Origin of the sequence: Sphaerisporangium perillae (genome assembly GCF_023276435.1) — a bacterium.
Classification (GTDB): domain Bacteria; phylum Actinomycetota; class Actinomycetes; order Streptosporangiales; family Streptosporangiaceae; genus Sphaerisporangium; species Sphaerisporangium perillae.
In genome coordinates, this window is the sequence record NZ_JALLPO010000086.1 from 1 (window position 1) to 11,706 (window position 11,706).

An 11,706-nucleotide genomic window follows, 5' to 3' on the forward strand; every position below is an offset into this window, starting at 1 on the left:
CCATCTGCACCCAGTTGTGCAATGTGTACTCGTTGATACCAAGATCCCGCGCGATGTGCGCGACGGGTTTGCCGGTCTCCTTGACGATACGCACCGCCCCGGCCCGGAACTCCGGATCAAAACGACGCCTCGTGGTTCCTGCCACGACCAAACCTCTCTTGGTTCGGTCTCCACGTTACGAGGGGAAGGCCATACTCGCCAGACCCCACGACACCATACGGTGCTGCCAAAGCCGCAGCGGAGACTGCGATCAAGGGGATAACCCCGGCGGCCGTCATTGCTCGGACCTCGCTAATCATCGGTGACGGCAACTCGCAGCACGAGAGGTTTGTGCACGCACTGGCGTCCGGTGCCGTAGCCGGCGCTCTCTTCACAGACGACGTGCGATGCCCCGTGCACGTCACCGACCTAGCATGCGCACTACTTGAGCTGGCTGCGTCACCACACGCCGGAGTCCATCACGTCGCCGGCGCTGACGCCATCAGCCGGTATGAGCTGGGAGTACTCATCGCACAGCGGGACGGTCTCCGCCGATCCGCCCTTCCTACCGGCCTGCGCGCCGCCGCCGATCTTCCGGGCCCCATCGATGTACGCCTGGACTGCACCAACACCCAAGCACGGTTGACGACTCGGCTTCGAGGCGCACGTGACTTCCTCGTGCCCAGGTGGGCCTGACTGACCTGCTTGCTCTCTTCGCGACGCACGGTCACAACAGAGCATTGAGCGATCATCCGTAGACATCCGCTCATCGGCTACTTGTTAACTGGCGGTACGACCGCAGCCCGGCCAGGCTTGGTCGAGGTGACCGGCGGGGTAGCTCTCACATGCGGCTGCCCACCGCGGTTTGGTGTGGCTCACTGATACCTCGCACGCCGACGTCGGCCACGTCCCAGCCGAGCGGGCCACCCCGGCGCCGCCCGCACCGCGGGTGTTCAGCGTGGGTGACATCGCCGGGCTGCGGCCGCGCCGCCGCCGCGGTGACGGGGGAGAGGTTCCCGGGCCCGACGTCGACCTGGTGGACAGCCTCGACCGGGACACATTCGGCGTGGTCGCCGCCTGGCTGCGCGACAAGCCCTCGGCCGCGACCCGGCAGACCCGGCTGCAGGTGCTCGCGGCGTTCCTGCGCTGGCTGGACACCCTGGAGCTGCCGCTGCTGCAGGTCACCGAGGACGAGCTGCTCGCCTACCGGGACGCCGCCGCCACCGGAACTCTCACCGTCGGGGTGCGCACCCCCGGCAAGCCGCTAGGCCCGGCGACCGTGGCCAAGCAGCGCAACATCCTGTCCTCGTTCTACGACTACGCCCGGCGCCGCAAGGTGCTCACGCACAACCCGGCGCTCGACGTCCGGCCGCCCGCGGTCTCCCGCGACGGCACCACCGAGGCGCTGACCGTGGCCGAGCAGTATCAGGTGCGCGCGGGCATCATCACCCTGGCCGACGAGCGGCCGGTGGCGGCCGCGGCGGTCGCCCTGCTGGCCGGCATCGGCACCCGGATCGGCGCGCTGCCCGCGCTGACCGTCGGCGACATCCGCACCGCGCGCGAGGCCGACGGCAGCCGGCACACCACCGTCGCCTTCCGCAACAAGGGCGGCAAGACCGAACGGCTGCCCGTGCCGAGCCTCGCCGCCGAGCTGCTCCAGGCGCTGCGCGCGCACCGCCCGGCGATCGCGCTGCTGTTCGCTCGGGAAGACGGCCGGCCCGTCGACCGATGGTGGGTCAGCACGGCGATCACCCAGGCCGCGATCGCCGGCGGCATCCCGAAAGAGCGGGCCCGTGCCCTGCACCCGCACATGCTGCGCGCCACCGTGCTCACCCAACTGCTCGAGGAAGGCGTTCCAGCCGACCGGGTCAAGGACATCGCAATGCACACCTCGGTGGACACCACGCTCCGCTACGATCGGCGCCGCACTTCGCTCACCCGACACCCGCTTTACGAGCTGGAGGACAAGTACGAGGACCGAGGCGAGGCCCAGGACCAAGCAATCCCGTGATGAGCGATAGTGGCCGTGCCTCGTGCAGCATCTCCTTCTCGGCGTCGGTGTCGAACACCACGTTGCTGGTGCGGGTGCAGGCGCAGAACATGGCCTGATCGCCGCGCGCGGCGATCAGCAGCGACGGGCGCATTCGGCGACGCCCAACTCCCCGGGTTGAGTGCCCCGGCCCGGGCCGTCTCCAGGAGCGACCGAACTAAATGTCGGTGAGGGCCACTACGCTCCAGCATTCAGGCTCGATGCCGGGTCGACTCCCGACTCCCAATGGTCGTCAGGCCGGGAGAGCCCGCAATGCCTGATCCAACTCATGCACGTTGAGCTGGCTCAGGCGCGGCGAGCCCGCTCCGCGGCCGCAGGCTTCGCCGGCCGCCGTGGCCGCGCCCGTCAAGCACACCGCGCTGCAGAGCCACCCTCGAAGGCGCTGAAGTGGCCCTTCCGTATCTGTTCGCAGAAGGACTGGATGACCGAGACGCAGATCGCCGCGGCCTACCGGCGCCGGTTCGCGACGGCCGTCGACAGCGGGGTACGCGTCGGACGCGCCGAGTCTGATGTGCTGTTGCGGTTCGCCAGGGGCGCCAGCAGTTACACGCCGATCCCTCGCCCGTGTCGCTGGTCCCAGAGATGCCGGGTCACTTCGCGATCACGCAGGACGGGTTCGACCGCTTCCGCGATGACCTGTCGCACGAGCCGTTTCTTCCGAACCGCACGATGCCGCTGTTCACCTCGGCGGCGGTCGTGAGTAGTGGCCGCTTCTCCGCTGCCGCCAACTTCCATGGGCACACCGGATGGATGGACCTCCACACCGATGGGGCCGGCAGCATGGTGTTGCCGCTGGAGCCAGTGAGCAACGGCTCGGACGCGATGGCCGTGAGAGATTCCGAGGCTGTGATGCTTATCGTCAGCGCGCTGCGGCTCCTGGCCCAGCACGCCACCGACCGCGCCGGCGCGTCCGGCACGGCCGTGGTATCGGCCCAGGTCTTGCCGGATGTGCTGGCTTTCGAAAACAGCAGCAAGGATGACCTGCACTACGAAATCCGCGCCCAGCTTGTGGAGCACTTTAGGCACGATGAGGGGGTCGTTGTGCCCTCGGCCTACAGTGGGCCTTACAACCCTCAGGCGACCGTCATCCCAGTCACCCCGAGCGGTGCGTTTGCTGGACGCCAGTAAGCGCGCGACGCCTACGGCGAGACCGTGGTGTTCCTCGAGGACCTCGCCGGCGACGGGCGGCCTCTTGCGGCCGCCGTCGGGGAGCTCGCCGGGGCGGTGCTCAGGCGTATGGGATGGCCGAGCCCCGGCAGATCCGCCCAGGCGGGACACTTGTGGGGCACGCCTGGGACTTCTACGCCGCCGCGACTGCGGAGTGGGCGGCGAAGTTCGACATCCCGATCGTGTGACAGCGCGAGTGACGCAACTGTTGCGTCCTTCGATCCGCGTCCCGGACAACATGACGCAGATCTACTTTCCCTGGGCGGTCGGCGTGGCCCGGAGGCCGGGCTGTTCCGTGATCTACGGGCTCAGTGGTAGCGCGAGTGGATCCTCTTGGCTTGCGAGCGCAGGGTGAGGGCTTACGCTGCACACTATGTTTCCTCCAGTGAAGATTATCTCCGGCAGGTTGGAAATTCGTGAGTTTGGGCCGCAGGATGCTGTACCTGTGGCGGCATTCGTGGCGGCCGGGGATCGCACGGCACTGCCGCCGGGCTCCCCTGGGGCGGTCGCTGACGTGGATGGGTGGCTAGCTGACAAGGTGCACCAGCGGCGATTGGACGGCGAGGGCGTACACCTGGCGATAGTGGAGCAGGCCACCGACAAGATCGTCGGCAGTATCGGGTTGCGGGACACCGACTGGGAGGCTGGTCGCACCGAGATCGGCTACGGAGTACACACCAGTCAGCGAGGTCGAGGTTATGCGACCGAGGCGGCACACGCGGTTGGACGGTGGGCACTTACCGACGGCGGGATGCGGCGGGTCCAGTTGCACTCCCGCGTTGACAACGTCGCTTCCCTGCGGGTGGCAGAAAAGGCCGGATACCAGCGGGAGGGCACACTGCGGATGGTCGAGCAGGAGGGGGGCGAGACTTATGACCTGGCCGTCTTCTCGATGATCGCCACAGGGACACCCACCGACAATGAAGTTGCCCCGGTTCGGTAGACACGTCAGGGCTTGCGGCTACGCGGCAGCATAGTCGCCTTCTTGGGTGGCTGTGAGCGCCTGCCGACGCTCGTACTCGGCGGGGCTGAGGTGGCCGTTGGCGGAGTGACGGCGGCGGGGGTTGTAGAACCCCTCGATGTAGCCGAACACCGCGCGTTCGGCCTCTGACCTGGTACGGAACGTCCGACGGCTCGCCGGTCAATCAGTACGCCCCCTTCTACCTGTGGAACGCCACCGGCGCGATGGCTCACTTCATCGTCGGCGGCGGCGGATTCCAGAACATCATCCGGGACTTTGGCCGCCCTTCCGCCCCGTCACTGGACAGGCATCGCCTGCCACGCGGGCCCCGACCGCACTGCGCCTCCCAGGGCAGCCTCGCGCCGTCTCACACCCGTACCCTCCGACGCGGACCCGGACGGCACCGGATTGGGCCTGTCCGCGCTGTTTGAGCGGGAGGTCGAACAACTGCGTCAGCTCTCCCGCCATGACGGCGTGCACACCGCCGTGCTGGCCGTCGACTCCCACCACTGGCAGGTGCTGCGGTTGATGTTGTGGGCGGACACGTCCGCGCCGGACGAGGACGCCACCGAGCGTGGGTGTGGCTCTTCCGCAGTGACTGGTTCGATCGGGCTGTGAGGGTATGTTCGTCCTGGTGACGGCGGTGGCGAAAGCGCTGGTTCTCTCGGTCGCCATCTCCTGCGCGATCAGCGGCCGCGACAACCGATCCTCCTCGGCCTCCAGACGCGCCCGCACCTCGGCGAGTTGCTCACCAAGCTCCTCGATCCGCTGCCGGGACTCAGCCTGCCGCCGCACAGCAATGACGCCATCGCCACGAACGCCTCTGGGCCCTACGCCCATCCAGCTGAGCACGAATACTCATGCGCCGTTCTGGCGGCCTTTATACGCTTATACGCTTCAATCATGTTTCTGAAGCTGGCCGCCACCGGGCGATGGCTCGGGTGGGCAGCCGCCGTCGCGGCGGCCGCAGCCGCCGCTGGCCTCTGGCTCCGGTGGACGGCCCCTTGGGACGACGGCAACGACCGCTGGAAACTGGTGGCCGCCCAGTCGTCGGTCACCTACGGACAGGTCATCGCCAGCGGCGAGCACGACGCCTGGGCCTTCGGCTGGGACATCCTCGGCATCGGCGCCTGGCTGCCGATGGCCGACGGCCCGCACCGCCCCACAGTCTTCCACTGGGACGGCGACCGCTGGACGAAAAGCGACTTCCCAGTGAAACGCGGCAACATCGGCCCTGTCGCCGCGTCCGCCCCCTCCAACGTGTGGGCCCTGGCCGGCGACGAGAGCGGCACCTCCGTCCTGCGCTGGGACGGACACACCTGGGCGATCGTCCAGAAGCTGCCCGTTACGGCCGGGAGCCTTGCCGCCACCGCTGACAACGACGTGTGGGTCTTCGGCGACTACAAGGCCTGGCACTACAACGGCGCCACCTGGTCGGAACAGAGCGTCTCCTTTTCCGCCGTCCGAGTCAGCGCCCGCTCCGCCTCCGACATCTGGGCCCTCGATGGCGACGCCCCCTGGGTGCACCACTTCGACGGCAAGGTCTGGACCCGAGTCAACTTGACCGCGGCGTTGCCCAAGGCTCCGCCCCCGTCCGACGATTTCCCGCCCGACCCGACGGGTCCTCGGCTGACCGCCATCACCGCCGACCCATCCGGCATCTGGATCACGGGGGAGATCGGGGCGTCGTCGTTCCTGCTCTCCCGGACCGGTTCCGGCTGGCGCAGCGAGGACACCTCCGCGAAGGCCGGACGCATGGTCCGTGACCTCTCACCCGTCCCTGACGGCAGGGGCGGCCACTGGTTTCTCGGCTCCACCGACATCAACGGTTACGACTCCGCCCTCGCCCACCGCGACCCCTCTGGCCACTGGACCAGGGTTCCGTCCGGCGGTGAACTGACCTCGCTGTCGGCCGTCCCCGGCGGCCCGCTCCTGGCCACCGGAGTGATCGGCAAAGCTTCAGGCGTCTTCCGCAACCTTCCCTGAAGAGGACCCTGCAGCACCTCGGCCTCAGGTTCCAGCCACGTCCGCACCCGCGGGTGCTGCTCGTGAACGTCCTCAATCCGCTGCAAGGCTCGGTCTGCCGCTGCGCCAGCTCCTCCAGCAACGACCCCGCCGCCTCCCACGCCTTCACCCATCGGAGAGTCAGCAACCCGATCAACCAGCCCAGACCACAAACCCCAGCTCATACAGTCACTGCAAGTGAGCTACACCCATCGGTGTTGCCGCGCTTGATGTGAGCGAGGTGGTCGTTGACCACGTTGGTGGGCGGGTAGGCGAGCAATGCGCCGATGATGCCGTGCTCGTCGTGCTCGGCCACCAGGACCAGTGCTGCCTGCACATAGGCGCCTACCGGGTTGTCGCGGTGGGAGATGATGAATTGTTCGGCCATGTGCTGGTGGAAGCTGTCTATTCCTCCTCGGAGCCCGGCGCGTAACGCTGCGCCGGCGAGGCCTTCGTCGACGGCAGCGGCCAACGTCTCCTCCAACTCGACGCCGGCCAAGGGAGCTATAGCTCGCCGACCGCCTCAAGGTCCTATTTCGGATCAGGCGACCATTCCGGATTGCGCCACTCTTGGGCATAGAGACGATGGGCAATATTCCATAGCTCCATTGCCCGAGGGTCGGTTTCCTTCTTCTCGCGCAGGTGATCGAAAAGGTTCTTCCTGGCTCTGCGTGCGTCAATGACGTAGGAAATAGCATCCGGGTCGTTGACCCACATTGCATACTCGGGCCACAAAAGTCCGAGCGTGGTATGGAGGGGTGGCTGTTCCACAGGCGAGGTGTGCCATGCTCCGATGTAGTCATCGAGGTCCTCGACCTGTGCGCGTCCGTTGAGGACGTCGTCGATGTAGGTCATAGCTTGATCTTTCGTCCGCGGACTGCCAGCTTGTAGATACTACGCGCCGTGCGACGACCGGCCGGAGTTGTGCAAGGAGCTACTGCGGACGCTGTTGGACGAGCTGCGCCGTGTCCTGGCGATCGACGCCGACTGTCTGACCGAGCCCGGGGTTCATGCAGACAAAGGGAGAACATTCAGGCCCCCCACCGTAGCCGGGGGCTTCCTCTGTTGCCAGTCCTACGTTTAGCGCTCTCGCCTAATGCCGCCATCTCTCTTCACGCGGCCCTGACGACGCCGCTCCCATAGCGAGAAGATTGTCAGAGTGACTCCGATCGCCACCCCTGATCCCACGCCGAGCGACGCTGTAAGCAGCCACGGCATGGATCGTTCGTTGTGATACCACGAAGTAGCAGAAAACGTTACAAAAATGGCAAATCCCGCTAGAGCTCCGCAGCCAAGGCCCCACATAACCGGATGGCGGGCTGCCCAGCGTTGCGACTTAGTTGGCGGGTCGTCTCCTCCCATAGCTCGGTCCAACTTTCGCCAGTATTCTCGCGACTTTCCTGAACTGCCTCTTGGCTCTCTCATCGGTTGTCACATTTCTCTTTCGCCGGCGATATGACAGCAGTGGCCTAGCCTTCGGCCCGCGCTGGGGGGTATGTGGATTATGACGCATCCGAAAAGGCCCCGGCTTACTGGCCGGGGCCTTATAGGGCTGTGCTAGGCGGCAAGCTCAGGGGCCTGGAAGAGGGCCAGGGGCACCGGGGCAGCCTGGGCAGGGACAACCTTGGTAGCCCTACCAACCGCTACCTGGCACTACAGAAGCTGCCGTGTCCCGTCTACAGCGTGGCCCGCAGCCCTCTCAAGGAACCCGAGGACCGGCTGGTAGGCGAGGCGATCGTCTTCTCGGTTGAGTCACTGCTGCGCCGGCTGGGTGAGGTGCTCGCCGGCCGTCAGGCATGCGTGCTGGGCTTCGGAAAGATCGGCGCGGGGATCACGGCCGCGCTGCATGCCCGCCACGTGCGCGTGACAGTGATCGACACCGACCCAAGTCCGCCAGGCCCAGGCGAGGACAATCGGGTATGGCTGCGCCAGCCTGCCGGCGGCGATGGCGCTGGCGGATCTGGTGGTGAGCGCGACCGGGAGCCGCGCGATCGGCATAGAACATCTGCAGCTGCTGCGCGAGGGAGCGGTCCTAGCCGGAGCGACCTCCAGCGACGACGAGTTCGACCTGGCCGAGCTGCACAACCCCGCAGTCGGGTTCACCGGTACCGAGGTGATCCCGGGCGTGGCCCACTAGAGCCGCGCGGGCCGATCGTTTGTCTTGCTGGGCAACGGCAACGCCGTGAACTTCCTGCACTCCTCGACGCTCGGCCCGGCCATCCATCTGATCAAAGCCGAGATCCTCGCCGCGGCGGCACGCCTGGCCGGTACGGCGCACACCTCGGGCCTGTACGAGGTGCCGGCCTCCGTCCGAGCCCGGATCGCCGCCGCATGGGTGGAGGCCTTCCAGCCTCCGAGCGCAGCATGGCCGGGCGAGCCCGCCGAGCACGGGAAGGCAGGCGCGCGGTGATCATCGCGATCGAGGGTGTGAGCTGCACCGGCAAGTCCACCTTGGCCGCGCGGTTGGCCACTCGACTTGGCTGGCAAACCATCGAGTGCTACTACCACGTCGCCAACGATCGCCGGCGCGCCTATTGCAAACCGCATTAGCAGCTCGGATCTTGCCCGTCCCGATTAGTCCCACCCGGACCGACGCCACCTCGGCGGTCGCCATGGAACGCGGTGGTACGGCAGTGAACTGCAACCGAAACTGCAACCCTCGGTAGCCACCGATGACTGCCGACGGTCTTACAGGGCGTACCCCGATGCGAGGCCCTCCGGCCCCTCTGACCTGCTCCGTTGCCTTTCGTTAGTCACCTTCTCCCCCGATGCATTCCGGACATATTCCGGATCTTGGAGAACCTCAACGGGTGAGTAGTAGCCCCGGAGCCGAACACTCAACCCACGGATAAAAGCTCGGACGATCATGGTTCTGGACAGTTCAATGCAGACATCCCATGTCGTTTGAAGCACTCGCGTAGCGCGTGCCGCATCTGCTGGACGGTGCGGGTCCGCTCCAAGATCAGCGTCTTATGGGCCCGCGCCACCACCTTGATCGCTGCGGCCTGGTCGCTGTCGGCCGCGACCGCGTAAGCGTCTTGCAACCTTCTACCTCATTGGAGCGTCTAAAGGGCGAAAGCGGGGGAATGCGTCACGGGGACAGACAAGCGCGTGAGCCCGGAAGCAGGCGACACCTACAGGTGCGTGCACTGGCAGGCAAGGGCAAGGCGGCCATCTACCGGCTGTTCGAGGCCAGCAACCGAAGGCGCGAACGGGCCGCGCCACCCCCGTCCACGCACCAGATCAGGATCCTGCTCCTGCACGCGTACGGCATGGGCGGCACCATCAGAACGGTCTTCAACCTGGCCAGCTACCTGGCCTCGACCGGGCACGACGTGGAGATCGTCTCCATCCTCAAGGAGGCAGAGGAGCCGTTCTTCCCCGTCGACCCGAGGGTGAAGTTCCGCTTCCTCGACGACAGGCTGATCCCGCGGACCGGCCTTCGCGGCCGGCTGTCGAAGATGCCGAGCAGGCTCATCCCGCCGCAGGAGGCGGCCTACCACCGCTTCAACGTGTGGACCGACCTGCAACTGGCCCGATGGATCCGCTCGGTCGACACCGGCGTCATCATGGCCACCAGGCCTGGGCTCAACCTGGCCCTGGCCCAGCTGGCCCCGCCGAGCGTCATCACCATCGGCCAGGAGCACGTGGCCCTGAAGGGACAGCCGCAGGAGGTGCAGGAGCTCATCAAGCGTCGCTACCGCAACTTCGACGCGCTGGTCACCCTCACCAAGGCCGACATGCGCGACTACCGCGAGGCGCTGCGGCGCAAGCCCAGGAAGCTGGCCAGGATCCCCAACGCCGTGCCGCCCATGACCGGCGAGATCTCCAAGCTGGAGAACAAGGTCGTGGTCGCCGTCGGCCGCATGACCAAGCTCAAGAGCTTCCACCGCCTGATCACCGCGTGGGAGACCGTGGCCGCCGCCCATCCCGACTGGACCTTGCGCATCTTCGGCGCGGGGCCGCAGGAGGACAACCTGCGCGCCCAGGTCGCCGAGGCGGGGCTGCAGGGCAAGATCGAGCTGCCGGGCCCCACCACCGACGTCGGCGCCGAGCTGGAGAAGGCCTCGATCTTCGCGCTCAGCTCCCGCCACGAGGGCTTCCCCATGACGATCCTGGAGGCGATGGCCAAGGGGCTGGCGATCGTCAGCTTCAACAGCCCGCACGGCCCAAAGGAGATGATCGCCGACGAGGTCGACGGGCTGCTGGTCAAGCCGCGCACCAACGCCAACCTCGCCGCCGCCCTCATCCGCGTCATCGAGGACGAGGAGCTGCGTCACCGGCTGGCCGAGGGCGCTCTGGCGACCGCCGCCACCTACGACGTGGAGTCCGTCGGCGCCAAGTGGGACGCCCTTCTGGAGGAGCTGCTGGCCCGCCGCAACGGCACCTACGTCAAGCCGGCGCCCGCCGTACCGGCTCCTACGGGGAAGCCGTCTCCGGCCGTCAGACTGTCTTCAGCTCCACCGGCTCGGCGATGACGTCCACGAGCACGGCGTTGCGGAACACCGTGATCGGCAACGGCCGCCCGATCGCCTCGGCGAACATCAGCCGCTGAAGGCTCTGCGCGTCGCCCACAGGGCTGCGTCCGGGCCACCACGGGCGCAGTGGCAGCTGTGCGGCACCCGACCTCGGAGCGGAGAAGGGGGCAGGGCGATCGCTCCGCCTGGCTCGAAAATGAGCTTCCCCCCGTTCTCCCGTACAGGCCCACAGTCCGATCGCCACGACCGTAGCCTCACGCCGTCACCGCATCGGCTCCCTGCGAACGAGCATCGCCTTCCGCCGCTCGCGAGCTGAGGAGGCCCGCTCCATCCTGGCCGCTGGAGCAGGAACCCGACAGTCGAGTGGAAGGGCAGCACGTTCATGCTGACCAACGTCTTGGCACCGGTTGATCGCCTGCTCTGGGCTGCGTGCTTCGATCACCGCCTCGATGGCGCGGGATCACGAGCCGGCAGGTCCGTACGGCAATGGGCGGTTTACCGCCCTGGAGGCAGTCACCAGCGGCACAGGGAGTGCAACGGCGCCGTAGCGTCAGTGCCGCAGGTTGTTGTGGGTGATGCCGGCACGCTCGCACAGGCTCCGGCCAGACGCAGGACTTGCAGGATCCATGCCTCAAGGCTTGCCTGATCCGGCGGGATAGGCATTTGATCTGCCATCGTGTCGTCCTCGTTGTCCATGTGGTCTCATCTGAACGGATTCTGCGGCCGAACAGGAACGGTAGACGGGTCTCTGCCCTCATATCGAGCCGCCACGCTGATCCGGCAACGGCGATGTGAGCCGCCCCGAGCCTTCCGGACAGTGCCCCCATTAAGATTGGGGTCGTCTGGAAAGGAAGATGGTTTGTCGCGGAATCGTAGGAACTTCTCGCCTGAGTTCAAGGAAGAGGCCGTGAAGCTGGTGATCGAGACATCTCGTCCGGTTGCTCAGGTCGCGAAGGAACTCGGGGTACACGAGGCGACCCTTGGCAATTGGGTCAATGCTTATCGGCGCGAGCACGCGACCGACGAGCCGCCGTTGAGCGTCAGCGAGCGCGCCCGGCTCCGCGAGC

The 11,706-nt window shown here is 66.9% G+C and carries 15 protein-coding genes and 1 pseudogene; 11 read left to right on the forward strand and 5 right to left on the reverse strand.

Going from position 1 to position 11,706, the window contains the following annotated elements; genetic code table 11:
* Nucleotides 1–145: transposase (locus MYF83_RS44720; RefSeq protein WP_372500376.1), on the reverse strand; the 145-nt coding region annotated here is incomplete at its 3' end.
* Between MYF83_RS44720 and MYF83_RS41735 the strand changes: the two genes are divergently transcribed.
* The 4 genes from MYF83_RS41735 (at nt 139) to MYF83_RS41750 (ending at nt 4,139) form a co-directional block, all read left to right on the forward strand.
* Nucleotides 139–675 (forward strand): sugar nucleotide-binding protein, encoded by a 537-nt coding sequence (locus tag MYF83_RS41735; protein WP_372500411.1) that lies wholly within the window; start codon nt 139–141, stop codon nt 673–675. The two genes, MYF83_RS44720 and MYF83_RS41735, sit on opposite strands and share 7 nt — an antisense overlap.
* A 172-nt stretch (nt 676–847) precedes the next feature.
* A complete protein-coding gene (locus MYF83_RS41740) occupies nt 848–1,990 on the forward strand; it encodes a tyrosine-type recombinase/integrase (RefSeq protein WP_248966358.1) in 1,143 nt (380 codons plus the stop codon).
* A 603-nt stretch (nt 1,991–2,593) separates the two neighbouring features.
* Nucleotides 2,594–3,157, forward strand: coding sequence for a hypothetical protein (locus MYF83_RS41745; RefSeq protein WP_248966360.1), 564 nt, complete (start codon nt 2,594–2,596; stop codon nt 3,155–3,157).
* A 424-nt stretch (nt 3,158–3,581) separates the two neighbouring features.
* Nucleotides 3,582–4,139 carry a GNAT family N-acetyltransferase gene (locus MYF83_RS41750; RefSeq protein ID WP_248966361.1) on the forward strand — a complete coding sequence of 186 codons (558 nt, stop codon included), beginning with the start codon at nt 3,582–3,584 and terminating at the stop codon, nt 4,137–4,139.
* An 18-nt stretch (nt 4,140–4,157) separates the two neighbouring features.
* On the opposite strand, the pseudogene MYF83_RS41755 reads toward MYF83_RS41750, so the two are convergent.
* Nucleotides 4,158–4,325, reverse strand: a pseudogene (locus MYF83_RS41755) (IS3 family transposase); the annotation flags it as partial.
* Between the two features lie 108 nt (nt 4,326–4,433).
* Between MYF83_RS41755 and MYF83_RS41760 the strand changes: the two are divergent.
* Together MYF83_RS41760 and MYF83_RS41765 are read left to right on the forward strand one after the other, a co-directional pair.
* Nucleotides 4,434–4,775, forward strand: a complete 342-nt coding sequence (locus tag MYF83_RS41760) for a DUF4865 family protein (RefSeq protein ID WP_279340788.1) — start codon at nt 4,434–4,436, stop codon at nt 4,773–4,775.
* A 285-nt stretch (nt 4,776–5,060) separates the two neighbouring features.
* Nucleotides 5,061–6,143, forward strand: coding sequence for a hypothetical protein (locus tag MYF83_RS41765; protein WP_248966362.1), 1,083 nt, complete (start codon nt 5,061–5,063; stop codon nt 6,141–6,143).
* Between the two features lie 199 nt (nt 6,144–6,342).
* Here MYF83_RS41765 and MYF83_RS41770 read toward each other — a convergent pair whose 3' ends face one another.
* On the reverse strand, nt 6,343–6,660 hold the full coding sequence (locus tag MYF83_RS41770; RefSeq protein ID WP_248966363.1) for an HK97 family phage prohead protease: 318 nt from the start codon (nt 6,658–6,660) through the stop codon (nt 6,343–6,345).
* A 32-nt stretch (nt 6,661–6,692) separates the two neighbouring features.
* Nucleotides 6,693–7,016, reverse strand: coding sequence for a hypothetical protein (locus MYF83_RS41775; RefSeq protein WP_248966364.1), 324 nt, complete (start codon nt 7,014–7,016; stop codon nt 6,693–6,695).
* A gap of 1,111 nt (nt 7,017–8,127) precedes the next feature.
* On the opposite strand from MYF83_RS41775, the gene MYF83_RS41780 reads away from it, so the two are divergent.
* From MYF83_RS41780 to MYF83_RS41795, 4 genes are all read left to right on the forward strand, one after another.
* Nucleotides 8,128–8,298 carry a Rossmann-fold NAD(P)-binding domain-containing protein gene (locus tag MYF83_RS41780; RefSeq protein ID WP_308201586.1) on the forward strand — a complete coding sequence of 57 codons (171 nt, stop codon included), beginning with the start codon at nt 8,128–8,130 and terminating at the stop codon, nt 8,296–8,298.
* 24 nt (nt 8,299–8,322) lie between these two features.
* Nucleotides 8,323–8,571: a hypothetical protein gene (locus MYF83_RS41785; RefSeq protein ID WP_248966365.1), complete on the forward strand. Its 249-nt coding sequence runs from the start codon at nt 8,323–8,325 to the stop codon at nt 8,569–8,571.
* Nucleotides 8,568–8,711, forward strand: a complete 144-nt coding sequence (locus tag MYF83_RS41790; RefSeq protein WP_248966366.1) for a (d)CMP kinase — start codon at nt 8,568–8,570, stop codon at nt 8,709–8,711. The genes MYF83_RS41785 and MYF83_RS41790 overlap by 4 nt, the downstream gene beginning before the upstream one ends.
* A gap of 590 nt (nt 8,712–9,301) precedes the next feature.
* Nucleotides 9,302–10,639 (forward strand): glycosyltransferase family 4 protein, encoded by a 1,338-nt coding sequence (locus MYF83_RS41795; RefSeq protein ID WP_248966367.1) that lies wholly within the window; start codon nt 9,302–9,304, stop codon nt 10,637–10,639.
* Here the strand turns inward: MYF83_RS41795 and MYF83_RS43520 are convergent.
* A complete protein-coding gene (locus MYF83_RS43520; RefSeq protein ID WP_279340789.1) occupies nt 10,605–10,736 on the reverse strand; it encodes a hypothetical protein in 132 nt (43 codons plus the stop codon). The genes MYF83_RS41795 and MYF83_RS43520 overlap by 35 nt on opposite strands.
* 762 nt (nt 10,737–11,498) lie before the next feature.
* Between MYF83_RS43520 and MYF83_RS41800 the strand changes: the two genes are divergently transcribed.
* A partial coding sequence (locus MYF83_RS41800; RefSeq protein ID WP_248959841.1) for a transposase occupies nt 11,499–11,706 on the forward strand: 208 nt, incomplete at its 3' end.